A 24,038-nucleotide genomic window follows, 5' to 3' on the forward strand; every position below is an offset into this window, starting at 1 on the left:
TCGTCCCCGGATTCGGGGTACGTAAGATGCAGATCGTCGTGCGGCAATGTGCAAGGCGTCACAACAGGAAAGTACCTGCACGGCTGGCAGATTGGTCTTACATAAAACGGGCTGAATATAATCAGGTATTTGCCACAGCTTTCAGTCGACAAGTCACCATGACATCTAAAGAGTATTCGGTTAGCCAAGCGGCTGACTGCAAAAATCTGGAGGGGACAGACTCTACGAATCAGAGCTGAAATACGCTGGCAGTTTAGATGCGACAGACCCGAGATAAATCAAATGATACGCATCATTAAAAATCATAAAATCTGTTGCTGCGTTATCAATAGCATCGCTCGCCTCTTTGATATTGACCACTGTACCCGGCTGGCTGACATCAATGATCTTTTAAAAAATCACATCAAGGAAATCTTAAAAAACAGGTCAGACTAAACTGACTCTAAATAGCTGGATGGCAAACGTGCCACAACGGCTTTACCGGTTCGCACGAGCACTGTGTAAATAAAAGTTATCAATGACAGCCCTCGGACTCATAGGAACCGGCATTCACACAGGTCGACCTTCAAAGAGACTGATGCCAGCAATGCCTACGAAGAGGGCTTGCCAGCATGAGAAAAACAGTAAGACCGGAAACAAAAAACCCCGTAACTCGCCGAGTTACGGGGTTTTCAAATAATGGCGGAGAGATAGGGATTCGAACCCTAGGTACCGGTGAAGGTACAACGGATTTCGAATCCGTCCCATTCGGCCACTCTGGCATCTCTCCAACGGCGCGAATAATAACAGCATCGGCGCGGAAGGCGAAGCCCTTCCGCTGATTTTTTTCGTGCTATCAAGCGCTTGCGTGCTTTTTTAGGGTTACAGCGGCACGCCCAGGCGGTTTGCGACTTCTTCGTACGCTTCGATCACGTCGCCCAGACCCTGGCGGAAGCGGTCCTTGTCCATTTTCTTGCCGGTGTCCTTGTCCCAGAGGCGGCAGCCATCCGGGCTGAATTCGTCGCCCAGGACGATTTCGCCATGGAACACGCCGAACTCAAGCTTGAAGTCGACCAGCAGCAGGCCAGCGTCGTCGAACAGCCTGGTCAGGACTTCATTGACCTTGATCGACAGTTCTTTCATGCGCACCAGTTGCTCTGCAGTGCCCCAGCCGAATGCCACAACATGGGATTCGTTGATGAACGGGTCGCCTTTGGCGTCGTCCTTGAGGAACAGTTCGAAGGTGTACGGATTAAGCTTCGTACCCTCTTCGATGCCCAGACGCTTCACCAGGCTGCCAGCTGCGTAGTTACGCACTACGCATTCGACAGGGATCATTTCCAGCTTCTTGACCAGGCACTCGTTGTCGCCCAGCAGCCTGTCGAGCTGCGTCGGGACGCCAGCTTGTTCAAGCTTCTGCATGATGAAGGCGTTGAACTTGTTGTTCACCATGCCTTTGCGGTCCAGCTGTTCGATGCGCTTGCCGTCGAACGCCGAAGTGTCGTTGCGGAACTGCAGGATCAAGCGGTCGGCGTCGTCGGTCTTGTAAACCGATTTGGCTTTGCCGCGGTAGAGTTCTTCACGTTTTTCCATGATGGGCTCCGCTTGCTAAGTAGTTGGGCTAGGCGATATGTCGCCAGTCGAGCCCTGAATCTTGATCGGCCAGTTGCAGCCAGTCCGGGTCGCACCCGAGGGTGTCGACAAAACATTGCCGGGCCAGGTGCGGCAGGTTGTTCTTGCTGCTGAGATGCGCCAGCACCAGGTGCTGAAGGTCCTGCCATCCCAGTTCGCTCACCAGGCTGGCGGCCTGATGATTATTCAAATGCCCTGTTTCACAACCGACGCGCTGCTTGAGAAAGACCGGGTACTGGCCTCGGGCAAGCATGTCGCGGCAGTGATTGGCTTCGATCATCAGGGCATCCAGGCCCTGATAACGCTGCAATACATTGGAGCAGTAAGACCCCAGATCAGTCAGCAGGCCAAAACGACGTTCGCCGTCACTGAAGACAAACTGAGTCGGTTCGAGCGCATCATGGGCAACAGACACCACATCGATATCCAGCGCGCCGATCCGCAAGCTCTCCCCGCCTGCCAGCAACCCCGCCACTTCCACCGGCTTGCGCATCCCGCGCAAGGTACCGCCGCTGAGGTAGACCGGCACGTTATGGCGACGGGAAAGCAAACCCACGCCATGCACATGATCGGCATGTTCGTGGGTCACCAGAATTGCACTCAGCTGACTGGCTGCGACACCCAGGCGAGCCAAGCGTCGCTCGGTTTCTTTCAGCGAAAAACCGCAATCGACCAGGATGTACGTATCGTTGCTTGCGACCAGCGTGCCGTTGCCACGACTGCCGCTGCCGAGAACCGCGAAACGCACTTAACCCAGGTTGTCTTGAACAACGCTCAACACCCGGCGAGCGACATCCGCAGGCGCAACGGTGTTGATGTTTTTCTCGACAGTCACTTGGACGTTGTCACCCACCTTGCTCAGGCGAACCTGATAGCGCTCGGCGCGGGCATCGATTTCTTCTTTGGTGGACTTGCTGCCGAACATCCGCCCAAAGAAGCCAGGCTCGTTTTCAGGCGTTTTCGCCTTCTCGGCCAGGTTGATGTAATACAGACCCAGGCTGCGGTTGACGTCCTCGACGCGCCAGTCGCCCTGGTCCAGGGCACGGCCAACGCTCGACCATGCACGATCCAGATCGGCACCGAGGTTCAACACCGGGTTGCCGCTGCCGTCTTCGCTGAGCGCAACGCGGCTCGGGGTATCGTAATCACGCGCAGCCAACAGGGAGATCGAACCGCCCTTTTCAGCATTGCGACCCATGCTGGCAAGCAGGTCATCGGTCAGGGCTGCATCCAGACCGAGGTTGGTGGTGCGGTTCGGGAACGCCACGTCGGCGGCGCTGCCGGCCGGACGTTCGACGCTGACTACATAGACTTCACTGGTATTGCGCTGCACGCCCGGCTCGATACGAACCCGCACGCGGGTCTCTGCATCGGCGGCGACGCCAGCGGCACTCAGGCGCTTGGCGACCGAGGCGGAAAGTTCATCAAGACGCTGCCACGAGGAGCTGAATTCGCCGGTCTGCGGGCGCTCTTCAGCGATGCGGAAACCGTTGTCTTCAAAATACTGATGAGCCACCGGCCAGACTTCGGCAGGCTGGCGCTGAGCCAGAATCCAGTGCGCATCGCCGCTCTTCTGCAAGCTGAAGTCGCTCGACTCGGAAGTCGTGGCCAATGGCTGAGGACGAGGGACCGTGTATTCGCCCTCCTTCTGAGTGCTGTCAGCCACGTTGCGCGGGATCGGCAACAATGGGTCCAGGCGTTTGACGCCCGACACATCGGCTGGCAACTGCATGGGGGCAGTCTGGGTCGCCTGGAGGTAATCGCTACCGCGATCACGGAAGTAACCATCTTCGCCCCAGAGCCAACCGCAACCGCTGGTGCTGGAGATGATAAGAGCAAGTGCGGAAAGTCCGGCCAATCGCTTCATTGCGTGATACTTCCTCAATTAAACCAGGACGCCGGACTGGCGCAGGGCCTGACGCAGCGGTTCGTGACAGGCTTCGCTGAGCCAGGTAAGCGGCAGACGGATACCGTCTGGCATCAAACCCATTTCATGCAAGGCCCACTTCACAGGGATAGGGTTGGATTCTATGAACAGGGTGTTATTGAGCGGCATGAGTTTTTCATGGATCGCTCGTGCCGTCTCGGCATCACCACGCATGGCGGCTACGCACAGGTCACTCATGGCGCGCGGCGCCACGTTGGCAGTGACAGAAATATTGCCCTTGCCGCCCAGCAGCATCAATTCGACAGCCGTTGCGTCATCACCGGAGTACAACAGAAAATCGCTGCCGACGCTGGCCAGAATGTCCTTGGCGCGCTGCAGGTTGCCGGTGGCTTCCTTGATGCCGATGATGTTTTTCACTTTCGACAGACGCGCAACGGTTTCTGGCAGCATATCGCAGGCCGTACGGCCCGGCACGTTGTAGAGAATCTGCGGAATGTCGACAGCATTGGCGATGTGGCTGAAATGCTGGAACAGGCCTTCTTGCGTCGGCTTGTTGTAATAAGGGGTCACCAGCAGGCACGCATCGGCGCCAGCAGTCTTGGCGTTGGTGGTCAGTTCGACGGCTTCGCGCGTCGAATTGGCACCTGTGCCGGCGATGACCGGAATACGACCTGCAACCTGAGCGACCACTCGACGGATGACTTCGATGTGTTCGTTCACATCCAGCGTCGCCGACTCACCGGTGGTGCCGACGGCAACAATGGCGTGGGTGCCCTCTTGCAAGTGGAAGTCAACCAGTTTGCTCAGGCTGTCCCAGTCCAGACGACCTTGTGCATCCATTGGTGTGACCAGTGCCACCATACTGCCCGCAATCATGCAACCGCTCCTGCCGGAAAAAGAGAGCCGTAATGGTACTGGCGCTATCAGCCTTGTACAAGCGAAGTACCGCGCTCTGAGCATTCCCCTGAGCGTTGGTTTTCGCTACCCTTTGTCCTTTGATCGGTACTGGTCACCTGCGTACCTCGCTCAATCGGTCGAATTTTTCGCCAGAAGCCCTGCCCCAGCGCCCTCCAGCCCAGTCATGGCTCGTTCATGCAAGCCAGGCGCTCCGGGGACCGGGAAGGTCTCTCGCGCCATCGATTGTCGAAACAGCCCCGCAAGTCCGAAAAAGTACCGACCGCTCATCGTCTAGGAATGCTGCATGTCGTCCACCCCCACAGTTCGCGAACAATTCCTTGTCATCAGTGCCCTTGGCGCCAACCCAATGGAGCTGACCAACGTCCTGTGCCGCGCCAGCCATGAAAACCGTTGCTCGGTCGTCACCTCTCGCCTCACTCGCCACGGTGAGTGCAGCGCGCTGATTCTGCAGATATCCGGCACATGGGACGCTCTGGCGCGTCTTGAGACAGGTCTTCCTGGGCTCTCCAAGAAGCATGCATTCACGACCAGTGTCGTGCGCAGCGCAACGCTTGAAAACCGTCCAGAAGCCCTGCCCTACGTGGCTTACGTCAGTTCAGCCTATCGTCCGGACATCATCAACGAGTTGTGCCAGTTCTTCATCGATCACAACGTCGAGCTGGAAAACCTGATCTGCGATACCTATCAGGCACCGCAGACCGGCGGCACCATGCTCAATGCCACCTTCACGGTGACGCTGCCTGCCGGCACGCAAATAAGCTGGTTGCGTGATCAGTTCCTTGACTTTGCCGACGCACTGAACCTTGATGCGCTGATCGAACCCTGGCGCCCACAAGCCCCCATGTAAGGAGTCATCCATGGCCGTTACAGTAGATCAACCGGTTCCCGATTTTCAGGCACCTGCGACCAGCGGGCAGACCATAGAGCTGTCTGCACTCAAGGGTCAGCAGGTCGTGATTTATTTCTACCCGAAAGACAACACGCCCGGCTGCACGACCCAGGGCCAGGACTTCCGTGATCACATCGCCAGTTTTCAGGCCGCCAATACCGTCGTCCTGGGCGTGTCTCGGGACAGCCTGAAGACCCACGAAAACTTCAAGGCCAAGCAGTCCTTCCCGTTCGAGCTGATTTCGGACAAGGAAGAAGCGCTATGCCAGCTGTTTGACGTCATCAAGCTGAAAAAGCTGTATGGCAAGGAATACCTGGGCGTTGATCGCAGCACATTCCTGATCGACAAGGATGGCGTCCTGCGCAACGAGTGGCGCGGCGTGAAGGTGCCAGGCCATGTGGCCGAGGTGCTGGCCACCGCTGAAGCCCTGAACAAAGCCTGATTAGCGGTATCGGCTGCGGCACTCGACGTGCCGCAGCAATTAACTCTCGCCCGCTAAAGCAGAGGCGCTACCGTTGGCTCGTTGCGCGGCCAGGCGTCGAGTACGGCCTTGAACAGGGTCGCCAGCGGAATAGCGAAGAAGATCCCCCAAAATCCCCACAGGCCGCCGAACAGCAGCACCGCGCAGATGATCGCGACCGGGTGCAGGTTGACGGCTTCTGAAAACAGCAATGGGACCAGCACGTTGCCGTCCAGCGCCTGAATGATGCCGTGCGCGATCATCAGGTAGATGAACTGGTCGCCCCAACCCCATTGAAACAGGCCGATCAGCGCTACAGGCACCGTTACCACCACTGCGCCGACGTAAGGCACAACGACCGATATCCCGACCAGCATGGCCAGAAGAGCGGCGTAATTGAGCCCCAGCGCGACGAAAGCGATATAAGTCACGCCGCCACAGATGAAGATTTCGATGACCTTGCCACGAATGTAGTTGGCGATCTGACGCTTCATTTCATCGGCGACACGGTTGAGCAATGCCCGCTCACGCGGCAGGTAGCCCCGCGCCCAGCGGCCGATCATGTGCCGGTCCTTGAGGAAGAAGAACACCAGAATCGGCACCAGCACCAGGTAGATCATCAGATTGACCAGCAGCGGCAGACTGGAAATCGAGAACGTCAGCGCCAGTTGGCCGATCTTGCCCACTTCCCCACGAGCGACTTCGATCGCCAGCAGCACCTGCTCGTCAGAAACCAGATGCGGATAGCGCTCAGGCAACAACAGCAGCACCGACTGCCATTTGGCAAGCATCCCCGGCGCCTCGTTGAACAGCGTGATCATCTGGTGCCAGAGCAACGGCACCAGCACCAGCAGGAACACCAGCAACACGCCGATGAACAATGTGAACACCAGACCGACCGCAGCCATCTCCGGCATGCGCAAGCGCTCAAGCGCGCTGACCAGGCCATGCATCAGAAACGCGAGCACCAACCCGGCCAGTACCGGGGCCAGCATCCCGCCCAGTGTCAGGACAAGCGTGAACGCCAGAAACAGCAAGACCGCCAGCACCACCGCTTCCTCGTCAGAGAAGTAGCGTTGTACCCAGTTGCGAATCACATTGAACATCAAACATCCTTTTCGGAAAAAAACGGCGACGGATCAGGCTTTGCGAAGCCAATAACGATAAACGCCTGCGTCGGCTTCTTCGTGCAAAAGCGCGTGCCCGGCAAGTCTGGCAAAGGTTCGGAAATCACGCTGTGATCCAGCATCGGTGGCGATCACTTTCAGCACCGCCCCGCTGGCCAGCCGATTGAGCTCCATCTTGGCTTTCAACAGGGGGAGCGGGCAATTGAGCCCGCTGGCATCCAGTTCAGCGTCACAGGCGCCAGGGGGCGCTACAGCGTCAGACATCTTTTATCTCCAGGCGGACACATCGAATTACAAAGCAGGTCCGAAAAGGCACGGCGGACAAGGCGTCAAGAATACCTCACTCTGGTCAGCACGCCATTCGGCCAGCTACAGTACAGGTTCTTCTGACCAGAGCTTCGTGCATGAATTTTTTGCGTCCTACACTGCTCACCCTCGCCTGCCTGTTTTCGACCCACGGCATGGCTGATGATCTGCCTTCTCTGGGCGATGCCAGCTCTTCGATTGTGTCTCCCGAGCAGGAACATCGCCTTGGCCGCGCCTGGCTAGGCCTTCTGCGCGGCCAGGTGGGTCAGTTGTCGGACCCGCAGCTCAAGGATTACGTCGAGACCACAGTCTATCGCTTGGCCGAGACCAGTCAGGTTCAGGACCGACGCCTGGAATTTATCCTGATCAACAGCCCGCAGCTCAATGCCTTTGCCGCACCTGGCGGGATCATCGGCGTCAACGGCGGCCTGTTTCTGAATGCCAAGACCGAAGGCGAATACGCCTCGGTGCTGGCCCACGAGCTGGCCCACTTGTCTCAGCGCCACTTCGCGAGAGGCATCGAAGCACAGCAACGCATGCAAGTGCCGGTGATGGCCGCGATGCTGGCGGGTATTGTGATGGCGGCAGCCGGTGCCGGTGATGCCGGTATCGCAACCATCGCCGGCTCGCAGGCGGCAGCCATTCAGGAGCAGCGTCGGTTTTCGCGCCAGAACGAACAGGAAGCCGATCGTATCGGCATCCTCAATCTGGAAAAGGCAGGTTACGACCCACGGAACATGCCGACCATGTTCGAGCGGCTCATGCGCCAGTATCGATTCGACGCCAAGCCTCCAGAGTTCCTGCTGACTCACCCGGTCAGCGAGTCGCGGATCGCCGACACACGCAACCGCGCCGAACAGGCCAAGCCTGGCGGCAAGGAAGACAGCACGCTGTATCAGCTGATGCGCGCACGCGTTGCACTTATCTACGAGGAAACACCGGGGATAGCCGCCAAGCGTTTCCGCGCCCAACTGGTTGAAAACCCCGACTCGGATGCCGCTCGCTATGGCCTGGCCATCGCCCAGATCAAGGGTGGACAGCTCAACGAAGCTCGCGAAAGCCTCAAGCCACTGCTGGAGAAGGCGCCGAACGACATTACGTACAACCTGACGCAGATTGATCTGGACATCACCAACAACCGTCTGGCCGATGCACAGAAGCGCGTCGATCGCATGCTGACGCTGTACCCTGGCAGCTACCCGCTCAATGATGTGCGCATTGATGTGTTGCTCAAGCAGAATCGCACCGCAGAAGCCGAAAAGGCCCTGGAAGCGCTGCTCAAGACACGTCCGGACGACCCGGACATCTGGTATGTCGTAGCAGAAACCCGCGGCCTGAACGGCAATACGATCGGCCTGCACCAGGCGCGTGCTGAATATTTTGCCCTGGTCGGTGACTTCCCTCAGGCTATTCAGCAACTCGATTTTGCCAAACGCCGAGCCGCCAACAACTTCCAGCTGGCCTCGCGCATCGACGCACGCCAGAAGGATCTGGTCGAACAGGAAAGAATGGTCAAGGACATGATGAACTGATCGCGACAAGCCGCCCGACGCGCGCTGCGGCAAGCCTTCACGAAATCAAAAGCCCGACTTTGCAGTCGGGCTTTTTACTGTCAAGCGTTACCCGCCTGCCTTATACGAGCCGCATGGGTGAAATCCAGCATGCGTTGCAATGGGCGAACTGCGCCAGGGATCAGTGCAGGATCAACGACTATCTCATTGGTGCCTTCACGCAGGCACTGCAAGGTGCGCTCAAGCGTGTTCATCGCCATCCACGGGCAGTGTGCGCAGCTGCGGCATGCAGCACCATTACCGGCTGTAGGTGCCTCAATGAAGATCTTGTCGGGACACAATTGCTGCATTTTGTAGAAGATGCCCCGATCGGTCGCAACGATGAACATCGTGTTGGGCAAGCGCTGTGCGGCGGCAATCATCTGGCTGGTGGAGCCAACTACATCAGCCAGCTCGATCACTGACTCCGGCGACTCCGGGTGAACCAGAATAGCGGCATCGGGATACAAGGCTTTCATGTCTTCGAGCTGCTTGGACTTGAACTCCTCGTGAACAATGCAGGCACCGTCCCACAGCAGCATGTCGGCACCGGTTTCGCGCTGGATATAACGCCCGAGATGCTTGTCCGGCGCCCAGATGATCTTCTCGCCGTTGTCCATCAGGCTTTCAACGATCTCCAGCGCGCAACCAGAGGTCACTACCCAGTCTGCACGGGCTTTGACTGCGGCAGAGGTGTTGGCATACACCACCACAGTGCGTTCGGGATGCTGATCGCAAAATGCGGAAAATTCGTCGACCGGGCAGCCGACGTCAAGCGAGCAAGTAGCTTCGAGCGTCGGCATAAACACGCGTTTTTCGGGGTTGAGAATCTTCGCGGTTTCACCCATGAACCGCACACCGGCCACCAACACGGTGCTGGCTGAGTGGCTGTTGCTGAAACGCGCCATCTCCAGAGAGTCCGCCACGCAGCCACCGGTTTCTTCGGCCAGCGCCTGAATTTCAGGGTCGCAATAATAGTGAGCGACCATGACCGCGTCCTGCTTCTTCAGCTCGGCTGCGATCTCGGCACGGTAATGCGCCTGCTCATCAAAGCTCAACGCTTTGGGCTGCTTGGCATCAAGGTGCGCCTGCACCAGAAAGCGTTCGGAAATCTGTGTCATGTTCGCGATACCTGATGGCGCTTGAGCGCGAAAGGCAAGTCTACACCTGAAAAAACAGGCAATAAAAAAGCCGGAAACCTCATCCGCAACGGGTCGTCCGGCCTTACGCATACATCGCCTGAAAGAGGCCGCGCCATGTGCAATCGCCGATGGCTGATGCCCGAAAAATATCGGCCCGACCTCTGAAGGCGCGGCGATTCTAACGCCAAAAACCTGATCTGGCAGAAGTTTCTGGCTCGATAAGCGACTCCGAACATCAACTGCACATCGTGGATGGCGTGAAGAAATTCAACCAGCGCCTACTGGTTTACCAGGCCCAACGCCAATGCATTACACGCTCAGGAGTCTTTAGTGATTACCTGCCGGTGGCAGTCTTCCGGGGCAAGCACCCTGCCCGATCTGGAACGCACGGCGATGGTTTCGACCGGCTCCGATAATTCATTGTCGAGCAAAATGGAGTAATGCTCACCTTCGCTGAACAGAAACTGCCCTCCCCACTGCCGCATGCTGATAAGGATAGGAAACACTGCGCGGCCCATTTCGCTTAACACATATTCCTTATAGGCACTGCCATCTGAGGCGGGCTGAATATGGAACACGCCCAGCTCAACCAACATTTTAAGCTTCACCGCAAGAATGTTTTTAGCAAGGCCAAGACGTTTCTGGAACTCACTAAATCGACGAACGTCGTCGAAAGCATCACGAAGGATCATCAAAACCCATCGGTCACCGATCGCCTCAAGCGTACGAGCCACCGGACATTCGCTTTGAGCCAATATTTGCTGTCTGGCCATAGTTCTCCAAGGGGTGCGAAAAAATCAATTGATCTCGAAATCCAAGGTAATACAAAAATGCTTTTGCATAAGTGGTTGCATTTTAAAACCTGACTTGGTAAAAATCAACACGCCGGTTTTCTTTCGAAACCAATTTCAAGGATGAAGTGATGCCTTACAAATCCCTTGCACCGGTCAAAATGGATGTTGAAACCGAGAAGGCTGCTGGCGGATATGCCAACTCATCTCAGAAAGCTACGCTCCCCAGACTGAACCGTTACCAGACATTTCTCTTCTCGATTACCTGCGCAATTGCCGTGGCGAACATCTATTTCGCACAGCCTCTACTAGAATCGATGGCTGCCAGTTTGGCTGTTTCCTCTGGAATAATAGGTATCGTCGTCACGGCCACACAGGCAGGTTATGCCGTTGGGTTGCTGTTCATTGTCCCGCTGGGCGACCTTCTAAATCGCAAAAAGATCATCCTCACACAAATGCTTCTTTCGGCTTTGGCCTTATGCGCTGTAGGAATGGCTCAGAACTGGATCATGCTGCTAGGTGCGATGGTGCTAGTGGGCCTGATGGCAGTCGTGGTCCAGGTGGTGGTCGCCTATGCCGCCACCCTGGCGAGCCCCGAACAGCGCGGTGAAGCAGTTGGCACTGTAACCAGCGGGATCGTGCTGGGACTTCTCCTCGCGCGTTTCGTATCAGGAGCGGTAGCGGACCTTGCAGGCTGGCGCGGTGTTTATTTCGTGTCGGCCGCACTGATGGTCTGCATGGCGCTGGTGTTATTCCGGACAATGCCTGCCTCAACGCCCCCGCCAGCGAAAGATGGTTACTGGAAGTTATTGCGATCAATGTTCCAGCTGTACCTGACTGAGCGCAGTCTGCGTGTCAGGGGCACTTTTGCCCTGCTTATCTTTGCTGCCTTCAGTGTGTTGTGGACATCAATGGTACTGCCGCTCAGCGCGCCTCCACTGTCATTGTCACATACCCAGATCGGGCTTTTCGGGCTGGCCGGTGTGGCTGGTGTACTTGCAGCAGCAAGAGCCGGGCGACTTGCCGACAAAGGGTTTGGCAATCGCACCACCGGCGTGGCGCTGGCACTACTGACTTTATCCTGGCTGCCCATCGCGTTTGTCGAAAGCTCGTTGCTGGCAATGGTAGTTGGCGTGGTTTTGCTGGACTTTGCCGTGCAGGCGGTCCATGTCACCAATCAAAGCCTGATTTTTGCCTCGCGACCCGACGCGCAGAGCCGTCTCGTTGGCGCATATATGTGCTTCTACTCGATAGGCAGCGGTCTGGGCGCGGTGGCGGCTACTTATACCTACGCGCACTTTGGCTGGGGAGCGGTGTGTGCATTGGGGGCCGCCATCAGTGCAATTGCCATGGTGTACTGGATCTTCCTGGAACTCACACCCCCCTAAACGACTGACACGTTAACCCTGCGCTCGTGATTATTGTAGGCGGGGCGTCAAACTGTGTGTCCAGCTCACACTATTTTTAATGTAAGCCCGAGGCAAGTATGGCATTGCACACCCTCACCATCACTTCGCATCAGCTCGAATTTCTCCTGCCGGTCAATACCCCTATTACCGATATCGAATGGGAAGTCGGGGGAAAGAATGTAATCCCGCTGGGCTGCCGTGTAGGAGCCTGCGGGGCCTGCTTGATAAAGGTTAAATCAGGTCTCGATGCATTGAATCCTCGGGACGATGATGAAGAGGCTTTTATCGAAGTACTGGGTTATAGCGGAGCAGAGTACCGCTTGGCGTGTCAGTGCCAGATAAGAGGAAACGTCGCCATTGAAATTATTGGCTGACCCTGCTGTTTAAGTTTGCCCGTTATTTAAAGCGTTATACACAAACCCAAAAGAGGCTTGATTATGCTTAACCGTGTAAAGAATGCTGGCTATGGTAATCGCACTCCATTTCTCAACGCCGCCGCTTCGCTAAACCTGAGGGGTGAGATTGACCGGATCATCGACGTCCAGGTTGAGCAGTGGTATCAAACTGTCCCTCAGGCTGCCCACCTGGAAGGAAAAGATGTCAACAGCGCGTATTACAAGCGTCACCTGATCGAAACGGCATGGCGCATCCGTCTGCTGCGTGTGGCCGAAGCAAAAGCACTGGTGGATATCGCCAAGATCAGCCCGGAGGCGGCCCAAATATGGGCCCACTATGAACAGGAAGAGATGCTTCACGACGACCTGTTCATTCAGGACCTTGAGCGTGTAGGCGTCAGCCGCGAGGAATTTCTTGAAACCGAACCCTACCTGTCCACGAAACTATTGACCGGTTTCTTCTCCTACCTGCTCGACCATGAGGGGCCACTTGGCGTAGTCGCCTATTCCTACCTGGTCGAGTATGTGAACGTTAAGCTCGAACCCCGCAAGCTTGAAGCACTCAAGGCATCGATTGGCGAGACCAAGATCATCGGTCAGGTCTCCCACTCTCACACAGACATCAATGATGACCACCCCGGCGAAGTGTGGGCGGCACTGCGCTTTTTGCTTAAAAGCGAGCAAGACATCGCTGCGTTGAAGCGCTATCTGGCAGAGCATCAAAAGATTCTCGCCATGTACTTCAGTGAGCTGTACATCGACACATTGGCCACGCCGCAAGACAAGGCAGCTTAGACCATGGAACGGGCAATGAAGGCAAATCGTCCCGGTGTTCTGATCCTGAGCCATTGTGGCTTTTCATTCCTTGAGGACTTGAAAGAGGAGCTGCATCGACGTCGGCTTCAGTGTTTCGTATTGTCTTCATTGCCGCTTCCTGAGCATTTGCCAGCTCGTCTGGACCAGATTCAGGCTTGGGCGGATCAGCTTCATGTTTCCGATTCGCATCAGTTAAAAACAGAAGATGTGAACAACGCACTCCAGACCCTGCGCGCATCGGGAGAGCAGGTCACCTGCTGCATCAGCGTGTGGGAAGGTTATCGGCACCTGATGGCCGCGGCCAACGCGTCGCTCGGCACTTATGACATTGACGCCGAACAGGCGCTTGCACTGCGCAACAAGCTTGAGGTGCGCAATCAACTTTTAGAGGCGGGCTTGTCGCAAGCAAGAGCCCACGCACTGAGTGGGCCGGTATTGGAATCATTGCAGGCGCATGACCAGCGCTATTTCATCAAACCCGTTTACGGGATTGCGTCATATGCAACATTTCCCATGCGCAAATGCACCACATGGAACGAGCTCGACGCGCTGCGCCTGGCCTCGGCAGACGACACGGTGTATGCGTCAGCGTTCAACGACGGGCTGCAGTTTATGGCGGAGGATTACATAGACGGTCAGGAATTCAGTTTCGAGACTCTGCTGGTAGATGGTCAGGTTCACGTCGTGGCCATCCACGAAAAATACGAAGTGACTGAAACCGCCGAAACGGTCTTGGAAGACAGTTGTACCACTCCGCCGGCGAGTATCGATCAGGGGCAAATAGCCGCCGGTATCGATTGGCTGGAAAAAGTGCTGAGACACATGAAACTCAAGTGGGGCTGCTATCACGTTGAAGCACGCTTTACCGGGCAATACTGGGACCTGATAGAAATCAATCCGCGTGTTGGCGGCAGCCTGATTTCCCACAGTGTCGAGGCTGTCACCGAGGGCCACAGCATGCTGTCCCTTTGGCTGGATCTGCTATTGGCCAGCCAGGACGATGCTTTACCACGCGAGTTACTGGTGGCGAAGTTGTCCAGGTACGGCTGGCATGCAGACGGTTCGAGTGCACAGTCCATTGCAACTTTTTTTCGAGTCTACTTCGCCAGACCGGGAAGGCTTAGTTCAGTGACACTGAATGACTTGCCTCTTGCCCCTGTGGTGAAACACATCCTGTTGAAAGCTGGCGACGTTATACCCGCGCATGCCCGCGAAGTATTCCTTGGCCAATTGCTATGGAAGTTCGACCGGGCACGTCAGACGACGGAGCTCGCGAGCCTGGCGACCCTGAGCGCTACAGCACTGGACATCCGCTACGAGGCCGACAGCTTATAAGCCCACCATGAAAGCGTCTGGAACATTACCCCTGCCTATGATCCGCCCTAGCATTGGAGATGATTAACATGCCTCAACAATCGCCGGTATTGCTATTAGTGGACTACAACCTGAGCCGAATCGGTGATGTCCTGCATATACGCAACTACGCGCGCAAACGATGGAATGCCGAAACGTGGCTGGTACGGGGCTCTCCGCAAGAACATGACTTGCACATGAGTGACCGGGTAATCGACGCCGATCCCCTGGCCCCCGATTTCATCCATAGGGCGCTCGGTATATTGGGTGACGACGCTGTAAGAATCTCCGCAGGCCTGGTCTTTTCCGATAACGCTGTGGCCAGCGGCGCAGTCTTGCTGGAACAGCTCGGCCTGCAGGTTGATGACTCGGGGCTGGCACTTGGCGCGTTTGACAAACTGGCGTACCGCATCGCCGAGAGGCGTATGCACCTCCAGCTCAAAAAGTTGGGTGTCCTGTTGCCAGATTTTCAGCAGATTAAGTGCGTCAATGATGTACGCAATTTTGCCCTGCGCCAGGATAGCGGGTTCGTGCTCAAGCCTGCGTGCGAAGGTAACAATCGTGGCGTGGTAATAGTAATGCCGGGAGGCGATTGCGAGCAGGCATTCGCGGAAGTTGCGCCCTACCTGGACATGGGCGTGCTGGCTGAAGCCTTCATCACATTCACCCGTGAGTATTCCTACGATGGGCTGGGTGACCTGTGGTTTATCACAGAAAAAATCAGCGCCAGCGGGCGATATCCCGTAGAGGTGGCGCAGATACTGCCAGCTCGCCTGAGCGAGCAGGAGCGCCAGGCCATACGTCAGGCCGGCGAGCAGGTCAATCGTCTGGTGGGCCAGCAAACAGGCCCATTTCACAATGAAATAAAGCTCAGCGATAACGACTTCAGCACTGCGGTGATCGAGCCAAACCGCCGCCCAGGCGGCATGAAAATCTGGACACTTGCACACGCAGTTCACGGACTTGATATGTATGCAGCCTGGGTCGACTCGGTGTTCGCAGTCCCCGTTCCGACAGCGATGCCCGCCGCCACTTGCAGCGCCGCAACAGTGATGCTTGGCGTGCCTCATGACATGACGTTCGAGGTAGCCGAGCTGGGCGAGGCCCAGACAATGGTCAACGACACATTGATCCTCGCCGCGCAGAAACTCGGCATGGAAAATAAGGATATTGCCCTGATCGAATGTGCATGGATATCCGGCCAGGCACGCCTGATTCACGCAGTCCCCAGAGACAACAGCGACTTCGTTGCCCACGCCTGTATAGCGCTGCATGACGCGAGGGTGGATATACGCGATCTGGTGGCGACAATGCGGGAGCAGTGGCTGGAAGTTCTGAATCGCAAACTTGCATCCGGGCAGCAGTTCAAGGTCGCTTCCTGATTCGATTCTCTAAAGCATCGAGACCATTGGCATGAAAATTCTTATCCTTCACCGCGTTCCTTATACGCGTATCGAATATCACCGTGGCGTCGACCATCAACAGCATGATGTTACTTACCTGGGAACACAGTCGGCGATAAATACACTGCCAGCGACGTTGCGCTGTGAACGTGTCGTTCGACCTGGTTTGACCAGCGCCTGCGAGGAAGTGCTGGATTGGCTGACACGCTTTCCCCAACGCTTTGAACGAATCATTTCGATGTCCGAGTATGAGCTGCTTGACGCTGCACGCCTGCGTGAAATGCTTGATGTCGAAGGGGCTTCCCTGACAGCCGTGACGCTGTCACGCAACAAGCTGGAAATGAAGACGGCTGTCCAGGCGCGATATTTGCGAGTGCCGCGTTTCATGGCACTTGACCGCTACCTCGAACTGCAAGGGCATGTGCCGTGGCCCGGAGCAACCGTACTTAAGCCACACAGCGGCGCATCAAGCGCCGATGTGAGTATTTACCAGCAACCGTCACATGCCTTCGATGAAATAAGGCGCAAAATCAGCGGCCTGTCGCTGCGCATCGAAGACTTTCAGGTCGAGGAATATATCGCAGGCCCCATCCGGCATTTTGACGGCCTGGTGTTGAGAGGTCAGATAATCACTCTGATATCCAGTGAATATGTTGGAACGTGCCTGGACTACATGGAGCGCGGAGCTCCGCTTGGTTCCTGGCATCTGGAGACCACAACACAGATGCAGGACTGGGTCAGTGAAGCACTGCAAGCGGTGCAGATCTACAACGGCGCGTTCCATCTGGAAGCGATCATGGATGCCGATGAGCCGGTATTCCTTGAAGTGGGCAACCGGGTCGGTGGTGCAGACGTCGTCGCGACCTATGAGCTGGCCACCGGCATACACTTGCCGTCAGCAGAACTGCGAATTCACATTGAAGGCGAACTGGACATCCCGTCTTTGATCGGGCAACAACCGGACCTGGGCTTCGGCTGGTTTGTTTTCCCCGGCCATGCCCACCCGCAAAGAACATTCCAAGGCCTGGACGGCGCGGATGAACTGCGCACGAGCCCATATGTCGTGCAGTGGAACGAGCTTCCTATGGGTGCGCTACTGCCCGATCACGTCACGTATTCAGCTTTCGAGGTGCCACTAGCTGGCATCGTCAAGACCGCTCGCCCACAGAAGACCCGCGACTGGATGCGAACACTGTTTTCGCGGGTGAACCTCACCCAAGACCTGACATCCGTCGCGTGATCTCTCTCATCAAGGCAACTCAACCATGAAACCACTGCACGTAGTGTTGGCTGTACTGATAACAGCAATCTGGGGCGTGAATTTCTCAGTAATCAAACTGGGACTGGCCACCGTCGACCCTTTCATTCTCGCGGGTATCCGCTTCAGTCTCTGTGCGTTACCGGCAATCTTTTTCATCCGTAAACCGGACGTGCCATGGCGCTACATAATCGGTTATGGCCTGGTATTCGGCATTGGCCTGTGGGGGATGGTCAATCTTGGCATCAAGGCGGGCCTGTCGGCGGGTATCGCCTCGCTGGTTCTGCAATTCAGCGCATTTTTCACCATACTGCTCGGCGGCTGGGTATTCAAGGAGGCGTTGACCCGTTTTCAGGTGCTGGGGATGTTGATCGCGCTTGCCGGACTCTTGTGCATCATCGGGATCAGCGATGGCTCAGTAAGCCTGCCTGGTGTGCTACTGGTACTGGTTGGCGCGGTATCTTGGAGCATTGCCAATATCATCAATAAAAAGGCCAGCACCAAGGATGTATTCGGCTTTCTGGTGTGGTCCAGTGCCTTCGCGCCTATCCCTCTATTTGCTCTCGATTATGCTGTCAATGGCAGTGCTGGTTATGCCGCTTTCGTCAATCAGGTAGACACAACTGCCTTACTGTCGATCGTGTTTCAGGTTTATCCCAATACGCTGTTCGCCTACTGGATCTGGAACTCACTGCTCAAAACCTACCCGGTTTCGACCGTTGCCCCCCTCTCGTTGCTGGTACCGATCTTCGGCATGCTCGGGTCGGTCGTTTTATTCAACGAAAGCGTACCGATCAGCAAAGTACTGGCAATAGTGCTGATTGTGCTTGGCCTGGCCGTCGGCCTGTATGGGCAGCGTATTTTCAATGCTGTATTCGCGCGTTCTGCGCGCACGCCAATATGACCGGCAGGGAATAATATGAGTTTGGGAAGACGCGATTTTATGGGTGCCACTGTTGGAGCAACCCTGATAGCAGGCAGCATGTTTGCAGGCGTGGCAAGTGCGAAAGCGGCACAGCCTTCTGAACAGGATAAAGCGGTGATGGCGCTTGATCCAGACAACTGGGCATCGGTGCGTGCGCAGTTCAACCTGTCATCGGAGTTCGTGCACATTTCGAACTTCTTTCTGGCCTCCAACCCCAAGGCCGTGCGCGACGCAATGGCCCATCATCGAAAAGCCTTCGACGAAAACCCCTACACCTACCTGGAAGACAATATGTTCGCCAAGCCAGAAGACATGGTCTGGCGCAAGGTCTGTGCAGCAGCGGCAAACTACACTGGGGGACGCGCCGAGGACATCGCATTGACCACCAGTACCACGCAGGGGCTGGCGATGATCTACAACGGTCTGAAACTGACAGCTGACCAGGAAATCCTGACGACCAGCCACGAGTGGTACACCCACGACGAGGCAATGCGTCTGGCAGTGCTTAAATGGGGTGGAAGCATCAGGCGCATCGACCTTTACCAAGGCCCCGAGGACGTTAGTATCGATGCCATCATCGCTCGCATCGAAGCCGCTATCCGACCCTCAACTCGCATACTCGCCATGACCTGGGTGCACTCTGGCACAGGCGTGCGCTTACCGGTCAAGGAAATAGGCCTAATCGTCACACGGATCAATCGTGATCGCTCCGAAGCCGACCGGATCATCTATGTGATCGACGGCGTCCATGGCTTTGGCTGCTCCGAGGCGCAGGTCGCCAGCCTGGGTTGCGACTTCTTCAGTGCCGGCACGCACAAGTGGATGCTCGGCCCACACGGAACGGGGCTGGTCTGGGGCCGCGAAGGTCAGTGGGCACAAATCACGCCGACCATCCCCACGATCATGGCAGCCGAGCCTGCAAATGCCTGGCGGCAAGAGCGCGAACCGCAAGGAGAAACTCAAGCAGCATGGGTAAGCCCCGGCGGCTTTCTGGCATTTGAGAACCAATGGGGAGTGATCGAAGCGTTCGAGTTTGCCAGAAAGGTCGGCCGCAAACGTATTGCCGATCGTGTTTCCGAACTTAACGGGCAACTGAAGGAAGGTCTGGAAAAACTGCCGAATGTGCATCTGCACACTCCACGCTCCGCGCAATTTTCGGCTGGAATCGTGTGCTGCGACGTCAAAGGCTGGACGCCCAGAGATGTGGTGGCGAAGTTGAAAGCACAGAAGATCATCGCCAGCGCTACTCCCTACCGTCATTCAACAGTGCGTTTCTCCGCCGGGATTATCAATACGCCTGAGGACATCGAAAAGACTCTCAAGGTCATGCGCACTTTCACATGACGCCCAGCTCTTAACTCGTGCAGCCTCTGACACTTGAAACATGCAAGTGCAGCGGCTGTCTCGTCGGCCACTCAATCGATAAGCGCGCATATTCAAAAGCCTCAGCTTTGGTGCTCGACCTTCAAGCCATTTACGGAAGCTCAAGGCAGCTATCCGGCAAATCACAATCCGCAACGCAAAAAAACCTGCAAATCCGCATTTTTATGGGCCTTCCAGATTTTGGAAATGGTGGGTCGTGTGGGCTTCGAACCTAAGACCAATTGGTTAAAAGAAAAATGGCATTACCTGGCGGTGGCTATGGGTCTGTCTGCGCGTCGGATGGTATTGCGCAGCTTGAAAACTGAGTGGATACCGACCGTAGACTACATGGCGGCCCAAGAGGCTCAGCGGGGTATCAGTCATGATCTGATGCATCGTTACAACTGGATTCGGCCATACCAGCTCAATGATGGACTGCCGCCCGCTCAGGACGGAAAAAATCTTAACGTCGTGTCCGGGATCAGATCACCACTACACCGGGGCGACGGTCCGGCACAGCTGTTCGTAAGGTGAAATCTTTCAGCATTGAATTATTTGCGTACCATAGGTATCTGATCCACAAGTGTCCTGTCTGACAACTGTATTTAAAGTCGCCTTCCTCACCAAATGATTTGTTATAGAGTAATGGTATGAAACCACGTAAAGAAAAAGTCAGTCCGATTGGATTGAGCGACATCACTATCGTTGACGACGTCAAGGTGCGCAAGGCGATCACGGCTGCGGCGCTCGGTAATGCCATGGAGTGGTTCGATTTCGGCGTGTACGGATTCGTCGCCTACGCTCTGGGTAAGGTGTTCTTTCCCAACGCGTCCCCTAACGTGCAGATGATCGCTGCCCTGGCCACTTTTTCCGTTCCTTTCTTGATCCGCCCGCTGGGTGGGTTGTTCTTTGGCGCATTGGGCGATAAATACGGTCGGCAAAAGATTCTCGCGGCGACCATTGTCATCATGTCGCTCAGCACCTTCGCCATTGGGTTGATCCCCTCTTACGCGACCATCGGTATATGGGCACCTATTCTGCTGCTGTTGGCAAAGATGGCTCAGGGTTTCTCAGTGGGCGGCGAATATACCGGTGCCTCGATCTTCGTCGCTGAGTACGCGCCGGACCGCAAGCGAGGCTTTCTTGGAAGTTGGCTTGACTTCGGCTCGATCGCTGGCTTCGTGCTCGGCGCAGGTGTAGTTGTGATGATTTCCTCGATCGTCGGCGAAGAGAGGTTTCTCGAGTGGGGCTGGCGCCTGCCGTTCTTCCTGGCATTGCCGCTGGGCATGATCGGCCTGTACCTGCGTCACCACCTGGAAGAAACCCCGGCGTTCCAGCAGCACATGGACAAGCTCGAACAGGGCGACCGTGAAGGTCTTTCCGATGGGCCAAAGGTGTCGTTCAAGGAGGTCGCAACCAAGCACTGGCGCAGTTTGCTGACCTGTATTGGCGTCGTTGCGGTTACTAACGTCACCTATTACATGCTGCTCACTTACATGCCGAGCTACCTGACGCATAACCTGCACTACAGTGAAAACCGCGGTGTGCTGATCATTGTCGCAATCATGGTCGGCATGCTGTTCGTGCAGCCGCTGATCGGCTTCCTTAGTGACAAGGTCGGGCGCCGGCCTTTCATTCTTGTGGGCAGCATTGGCCTATTCCTGCTGGCCATTCCAGCCTTCATGTTGATTAACAGTGGCAAAATCGGCCTGATCTTCGCCGGCCTGTTGATGATCGCGGTGCTGTTGAATTTTTTCATCGGAGTGATGGCCTCGACCTTGCCGGCCATGTTTCCCACGCACATCCGTTACAGCGCGCTGGCCAGTGCCTTCAACGTCTCGGTATTGCTCGCTGGTCTAACACCGACAGCGGTGGCCTGGCTGGTGGAAACCACCAATAACCTGTACATGCCGGCCTATTACCTCATGGTCATAGCCGTCGTTGGTTTCGTGACCGCCATCACCATGAAGGAAACCGCCAACAAGCCCCTACGCGGTGCGGCGCCCGCTGCTTCCGACATGGAAGAAGCTCGTGAGCTGCTGAAAGAGCACCACGATAACATCGAACACAAGATCGAAGACCTCGACACGCAGATAGCCGAACTGCAAGCCAAGCGTGAAGCACTGGTGCAACAGCATCCACGGATCGATTGATAAGCAAGTACCTGCTTGAAAAAGTTGGCGATCTAGCACTTCTGGTCCGCAAAACGGACCTTCGCCTGATCGCCTCTTCATGCCTGCCGACGACATGGGGCTGGACAAAACACGCCAGGCGGTGATTGCCGCTGGTATACGTGCCCAAGGTAAACCGGTTCTGGTAATTGTACTCAACAGCCTGATCATAAACTGGCAGCGTGAGATCCTGATGGTGTTCCCTCAGGCTCAGATTGCCATGCAAACCGTTGATGCGAACGCTGGCTGGATCATCGTCAACTACGAGCGACTGGGCGATTTTGTCATGCACGCAAACCGTTTCGCGGTAATGGTCATTGATAAGGCGCACTGACTCAAAGAACCCACTGCTGCAAAGCAGCTACGATTGCTTTAATCTTCGCCATCAAGCCTATAGGTCAAGCTGCCGTGGGAGCTCTTCATGCTCAAATCGATTGTTTCAAATCTGGAACCTGTACTGCTCAGAATCTCTAAAGTTGGTAACGGATGCGGCTTTCTGCTCATCGTTGGTTACGTCCTGCTTTCCATGGTTTCTCTGATGCAGGACCCGAACTTCGACCAACTGCGCTTGGTTCAAGAGTTCGGGCCGCTCATTTTTTCCGCATTTTTTGTCAGTGCAGTGTGTATGATTCTGCAGATGATGATCAGAACCAACGCTCGTTCAAACTGAAGTCTGTACCTCGTTGAAAAGCGTTATGCTCTGATCAACTGACAGACTGGCTGATAAGGAGGGTTGCTACTACTGCACTCCTCCTTGCCCTCATTCTCACCTGCTCGGTATCTACTCAGACAAACCATCGAACTGACAAGTCTGATAAGAGCCTTCAATCTTAGCCGTCACCCCCATCACCGCCGTTTCCGCCTGCACCGCCAGCCGCACCGCCGCTTCCAGCCCCACCGGCTCCCCCGTTTCCACCAGGCCCGCCGTTAACAATTTTCATTTTTGCTCTCCTATTAGACAGGCCAAAAAAGCGCCTGGATAATTAATGTCGCATCGCTACGCTGAGCAGTATTGCGACAGGGGCTAGGTGGACCGTATTGAAAGCTAACTAAGAAATATTTTGTTGCAAATACAAACTCTGTCTATTTGCTGAACACATTTTACCTTTCCAAAAGCACAGTCCGATCCGGTATGACCACATCTTCAGGTTCGGGAAGTGGTTCGTCGAGCGGATTGTCGTCAGGCAGCAGTTCTTCATGCGTTTCGGGTGACTCGGGCAGCAACCAGAGCACGACCGTCAGACGGTGGCTTTATCAAACCGACCAAGCAGCATGAGGGCTTAAGGGCAACGCTTGAGGCGTGCGTGCAGACCGAAGCCAGCGACCAATACAAGCTTGCACTGGTGCTGAGAGTATAGGTTGATGGCTCGCCGTTTCATGGCTGCCCGGCCTGCGACGGTTGCGCACCGAACGGCAATGATTCCCTTTTCAAAACCTGTAACGGCGACGTTTTTTTGCCGGATTCCAACCCAGCACTCAAGAGCTGTTATTCGGAAAAAGACGACGTTTTCACTGGATAAAAGTCACCGGTCTTCAAAATGGGCTCAAGAAACTTCTGGTACTGAGACCAAGAGCTAAAAACTTCAATTTTTGCTTTAGGGTTTTCAATATCACCACTCAATCTGACGAGAAAAATACCACAACCTGCTTCGATGATTCGCTTCGCTTTTTCACCAGTAGATCCATAGGATAATAGGTAGCCAAGCGAAGTAATTCCTAGTAAAGAACCTTTCTTGGCAGCAGATGCTTTCAGCAGCGGCTCTGCTGGAAAGTCAGAAATCATCATCATCAGAGCGCCTAGATGATGAGCCTCGCCATCGAAACCATCAGCGAGCTCTTTGCCTATTCTTAAAGCGTCGGCAGCACAAGATTTAGGTATCTCGTTTTCGTGCGCGAATGAGCCATAGGAAGTCAGCAGAACTGTACCAACGGTAGGAGGATTTTTTGAACAGGGTATATAGGTTTGCATAACGGCCTCTGAAATTTGACGGTCAGTGACGAAGAAATCTAATCGAAAATGAATTAATCCTAGGGAAAATCACAATAATGCGACTGAAAAATCGATGATTTGGGAGTCCATCAGACGGTGGTTTTTATCCAGCCGACCAGGCTGCACGAGGTTCTGCGCAGATGGGCATTCCCGAACTACTCGATTATCGCCCCTCCCCCCGCGAAAACTTGTATCTGTCTGGTCTTTTGTCTTTACCGGTATCTGAGTTTGGCATCCACTTAACAAAGACCCCGAATGCAATTGTTACTGCTAT

22 protein-coding genes, 1 tRNA gene and 2 pseudogenes are annotated in these 24,038 nt (G+C 55.5%); 15 read left to right on the plus strand and 10 right to left on the minus strand.

Annotated elements, in window-relative coordinates; translation table 11 throughout:
- Positions 1-679: 679 nt before the first annotated feature.
- From POR16_RS16940 to dapA, 5 genes are all read right to left on the minus strand, one after another.
- A tRNA-Ser gene (locus POR16_RS16940) sits at positions 680-769 on the minus strand.
- 92 nt (positions 770-861) lie between these two features.
- Positions 862-1,572, minus strand: coding sequence for a phosphoribosylaminoimidazolesuccinocarboxamide synthase (purC, locus tag POR16_RS16945; RefSeq protein ID WP_024669480.1), 711 nt, complete (start codon positions 1,570-1,572; stop codon positions 862-864).
- Between the two features lie 28 nt (positions 1,573-1,600).
- The gene (locus POR16_RS16950; RefSeq protein ID WP_005892082.1) at positions 1,601-2,359 is read right to left on the minus strand and encodes an MBL fold metallo-hydrolase; all 759 of its coding nucleotides are present in this window, start codon (positions 2,357-2,359) and stop codon (positions 1,601-1,603) included.
- A complete protein-coding gene (bamC, locus tag POR16_RS16955) occupies positions 2,360-3,478 on the minus strand; it encodes an outer membrane protein assembly factor BamC (protein ID WP_005892080.1) in 1,119 nt (372 codons plus the stop codon).
- Between the two features lie 18 nt (positions 3,479-3,496).
- A complete protein-coding gene (dapA, locus tag POR16_RS16960) occupies positions 3,497-4,375 on the minus strand; it encodes a 4-hydroxy-tetrahydrodipicolinate synthase (RefSeq protein ID WP_005892078.1) in 879 nt (292 codons plus the stop codon).
- 325 nt (positions 4,376-4,700) lie between these two features.
- Between dapA and POR16_RS16965 the strand changes: the two genes are divergently transcribed.
- A complete protein-coding gene (locus POR16_RS16965; protein WP_005892076.1) occupies positions 4,701-5,264 on the plus strand; it encodes a glycine cleavage system transcriptional repressor in 564 nt (187 codons plus the stop codon).
- Positions 5,265-5,274: 10 nt separating this feature from the next.
- The gene (locus POR16_RS16970) at positions 5,275-5,748 is read left to right on the plus strand and encodes a peroxiredoxin (RefSeq protein WP_005892074.1); all 474 of its coding nucleotides are present in this window, start codon (positions 5,275-5,277) and stop codon (positions 5,746-5,748) included.
- Positions 5,749-5,801: 53 nt separating this feature from the next.
- Here the strand turns inward: POR16_RS16970 and POR16_RS16975 are convergent, their stop codons facing one another.
- Both POR16_RS16975 and POR16_RS16980 read right to left on the minus strand, forming a co-directional pair.
- A complete protein-coding gene (locus POR16_RS16975) occupies positions 5,802-6,872 on the minus strand; it encodes an AI-2E family transporter (protein WP_024669477.1) in 1,071 nt (356 codons plus the stop codon).
- Between the two features lie 33 nt (positions 6,873-6,905).
- Positions 6,906-7,157, minus strand: coding sequence for a sulfurtransferase TusA family protein (locus POR16_RS16980; protein ID WP_005892070.1), 252 nt, complete (start codon positions 7,155-7,157; stop codon positions 6,906-6,908).
- A 140-nt stretch (positions 7,158-7,297) separates the two neighbouring features.
- Here POR16_RS16980 and POR16_RS16985 point away from each other — a divergent pair, with 140 nt between their 5' ends.
- The gene (locus POR16_RS16985) at positions 7,298-8,731 is read left to right on the plus strand and encodes a M48 family metalloprotease (RefSeq protein ID WP_024669475.1); all 1,434 of its coding nucleotides are present in this window, start codon (positions 7,298-7,300) and stop codon (positions 8,729-8,731) included.
- An 80-nt stretch (positions 8,732-8,811) separates the two neighbouring features.
- On the opposite strand, the gene nadA is transcribed toward POR16_RS16985, so the two are convergent.
- Positions 8,812-9,870 carry a quinolinate synthase NadA gene (gene nadA, locus POR16_RS16990; RefSeq protein ID WP_005892062.1) on the minus strand — a complete coding sequence of 353 codons (1,059 nt, stop codon included), beginning with the start codon at positions 9,868-9,870 and terminating at the stop codon, positions 8,812-8,814.
- Positions 9,871-10,208: 338 nt separating this feature from the next.
- Positions 10,209-10,664: a winged helix-turn-helix transcriptional regulator gene (locus tag POR16_RS16995; protein ID WP_005892059.1), complete on the minus strand. Its 456-nt coding sequence runs from the start codon at positions 10,662-10,664 to the stop codon at positions 10,209-10,211.
- A gap of 149 nt (positions 10,665-10,813) precedes the next feature.
- On the opposite strand from POR16_RS16995, the gene POR16_RS17000 reads away from it, so the two are divergent.
- The 12 genes and pseudogenes from POR16_RS17000 to POR16_RS17055 all read left to right on the plus strand — a co-directional run bounded on the left by POR16_RS17000 (position 10,814) and on the right by POR16_RS17055 (position 22,444).
- On the plus strand, positions 10,814-12,070 hold the full coding sequence (locus tag POR16_RS17000) for an MFS transporter (RefSeq protein WP_005892056.1): 1,257 nt from the start codon (positions 10,814-10,816) through the stop codon (positions 12,068-12,070).
- Between the two features lie 98 nt (positions 12,071-12,168).
- Positions 12,169-12,465 (plus strand): 2Fe-2S iron-sulfur cluster-binding protein, encoded by a 297-nt coding sequence (locus POR16_RS17005; RefSeq protein ID WP_005892054.1) that lies wholly within the window; start codon positions 12,169-12,171, stop codon positions 12,463-12,465.
- 63 nt (positions 12,466-12,528) lie between these two features.
- On the plus strand, positions 12,529-13,281 hold the full coding sequence (locus POR16_RS17010) for a hypothetical protein (protein WP_005892051.1): 753 nt from the start codon (positions 12,529-12,531) through the stop codon (positions 13,279-13,281).
- Positions 13,282-13,296: 15 nt separating this feature from the next.
- Positions 13,297-14,637 (plus strand): ATP-grasp domain-containing protein, encoded by a 1,341-nt coding sequence (locus tag POR16_RS17015; protein WP_005892047.1) that lies wholly within the window; start codon positions 13,297-13,299, stop codon positions 14,635-14,637.
- A 68-nt stretch (positions 14,638-14,705) separates the two neighbouring features.
- A complete protein-coding gene (locus POR16_RS17020; RefSeq protein ID WP_005892044.1) occupies positions 14,706-16,037 on the plus strand; it encodes an ATP-grasp domain-containing protein in 1,332 nt (443 codons plus the stop codon).
- A 31-nt stretch (positions 16,038-16,068) separates the two neighbouring features.
- Entirely contained in the window at positions 16,069-17,298 is a 1,230-nt protein-coding gene (locus tag POR16_RS17025) for an ATP-grasp domain-containing protein (RefSeq protein WP_005892040.1), read from the plus strand.
- Between the two features lie 25 nt (positions 17,299-17,323).
- Positions 17,324-18,220, plus strand: a complete 897-nt coding sequence (locus POR16_RS17030; protein WP_005892038.1) for an EamA family transporter — start codon at positions 17,324-17,326, stop codon at positions 18,218-18,220.
- A gap of 39 nt (positions 18,221-18,259) precedes the next feature.
- Complete coding sequence (locus POR16_RS17035; protein ID WP_005892036.1) at positions 18,260-19,585, plus strand: aminotransferase class V-fold PLP-dependent enzyme; 1,326 nt, start codon at positions 18,260-18,262, stop codon at positions 19,583-19,585.
- A 321-nt stretch (positions 19,586-19,906) separates the two neighbouring features.
- Positions 19,907-20,137, plus strand: a pseudogene (locus POR16_RS17040) (hypothetical protein); the annotation flags it as partial.
- A 116-nt stretch (positions 20,138-20,253) separates the two neighbouring features.
- The gene (gene proP / locus POR16_RS17045) at positions 20,254-21,756 is read left to right on the plus strand and encodes a glycine betaine/L-proline transporter ProP (RefSeq protein WP_005892032.1); all 1,503 of its coding nucleotides are present in this window, start codon (positions 20,254-20,256) and stop codon (positions 21,754-21,756) included.
- Positions 21,757-21,841: 85 nt separating this feature from the next.
- Positions 21,842-22,105, plus strand: a pseudogene (locus tag POR16_RS17050) (DEAD/DEAH box helicase family protein); the annotation flags it as partial.
- 90 nt (positions 22,106-22,195) lie between these two features.
- Positions 22,196-22,444 (plus strand): hypothetical protein, encoded by a 249-nt coding sequence (locus tag POR16_RS17055; RefSeq protein WP_005892027.1) that lies wholly within the window; start codon positions 22,196-22,198, stop codon positions 22,442-22,444.
- Positions 22,445-23,260: 816 nt separating this feature from the next.
- Here POR16_RS17055 and POR16_RS17065 read toward each other — a convergent pair.
- On the minus strand, positions 23,261-23,743 hold the full coding sequence (locus POR16_RS17065) for a hypothetical protein (protein ID WP_122381184.1): 483 nt from the start codon (positions 23,741-23,743) through the stop codon (positions 23,261-23,263).
- Positions 23,744-24,038 lie beyond the last annotated feature (295 nt).

The sequence above is a fragment of the Pseudomonas coronafaciens pv. oryzae str. 1_6 genome (genome assembly GCF_000156995.2).
In the GTDB taxonomy this organism is placed as follows: Bacteria; Pseudomonadota; Gammaproteobacteria; order Pseudomonadales; family Pseudomonadaceae; genus Aquipseudomonas; species Aquipseudomonas tremae.

Coding starts and splice junctions, on each gene's coding strand:
- POR16_RS16985 (WP_024669475.1), top strand. CDS start 7,298: ATGAATTTTTTGCGTCCTACACTGCTCACCCTCGCCTGCCTGTTTTCG.
- POR16_RS16965 (WP_005892076.1), top strand. CDS start 4,701: ATGTCGTCCACCCCCACAGTTCGCGAACAATTCCTTGTCATCAGTGCC.
- POR16_RS16970 (WP_005892074.1), top strand. CDS start 5,275: ATGGCCGTTACAGTAGATCAACCGGTTCCCGATTTTCAGGCACCTGCG.
- bamC (WP_005892080.1), bottom strand. CDS start 3,478: ATGAAGCGATTGGCCGGACTTTCCGCACTTGCTCTTATCATCTCCAGC.
- POR16_RS16975 (WP_024669477.1), bottom strand. CDS start 6,872: ATGTTCAATGTGATTCGCAACTGGGTACAACGCTACTTCTCTGACGAG.
- POR16_RS16980 (WP_005892070.1), bottom strand. CDS start 7,157: ATGTCTGACGCTGTAGCGCCCCCTGGCGCCTGTGACGCTGAACTGGAT.
- nadA (WP_005892062.1), bottom strand. CDS start 9,870: ATGACACAGATTTCCGAACGCTTTCTGGTGCAGGCGCACCTTGATGCC.
- proP (WP_005892032.1), top strand. CDS start 20,254: ATGAAACCACGTAAAGAAAAAGTCAGTCCGATTGGATTGAGCGACATC.
- POR16_RS17065 (WP_122381184.1), bottom strand. CDS start 23,743: ATGCAAACCTATATACCCTGTTCAAAAAATCCTCCTACCGTTGGTACA.
- POR16_RS17010 (WP_005892051.1), top strand. CDS start 12,529: ATGCTTAACCGTGTAAAGAATGCTGGCTATGGTAATCGCACTCCATTT.
- POR16_RS17015 (WP_005892047.1), top strand. CDS start 13,297: ATGAAGGCAAATCGTCCCGGTGTTCTGATCCTGAGCCATTGTGGCTTT.
- POR16_RS17035 (WP_005892036.1), top strand. CDS start 18,260: ATGGGTGCCACTGTTGGAGCAACCCTGATAGCAGGCAGCATGTTTGCA.
- POR16_RS17055 (WP_005892027.1), top strand. CDS start 22,196: ATGCTCAAATCGATTGTTTCAAATCTGGAACCTGTACTGCTCAGAATC.
- POR16_RS16995 (WP_005892059.1), bottom strand. CDS start 10,664: ATGGCCAGACAGCAAATATTGGCTCAAAGCGAATGTCCGGTGGCTCGT.
- POR16_RS17005 (WP_005892054.1), top strand. CDS start 12,169: ATGGCATTGCACACCCTCACCATCACTTCGCATCAGCTCGAATTTCTC.
- dapA (WP_005892078.1), bottom strand. CDS start 4,375: ATGATTGCGGGCAGTATGGTGGCACTGGTCACACCAATGGATGCACAA.
- POR16_RS17020 (WP_005892044.1), top strand. CDS start 14,706: ATGCCTCAACAATCGCCGGTATTGCTATTAGTGGACTACAACCTGAGC.
- POR16_RS17025 (WP_005892040.1), top strand. CDS start 16,069: ATGAAAATTCTTATCCTTCACCGCGTTCCTTATACGCGTATCGAATAT.
- POR16_RS17000 (WP_005892056.1), top strand. CDS start 10,814: ATGCCTTACAAATCCCTTGCACCGGTCAAAATGGATGTTGAAACCGAG.
- purC (WP_024669480.1), bottom strand. CDS start 1,572: ATGGAAAAACGTGAAGAACTCTACCGCGGCAAAGCCAAATCGGTTTAC.
- POR16_RS17030 (WP_005892038.1), top strand. CDS start 17,324: ATGAAACCACTGCACGTAGTGTTGGCTGTACTGATAACAGCAATCTGG.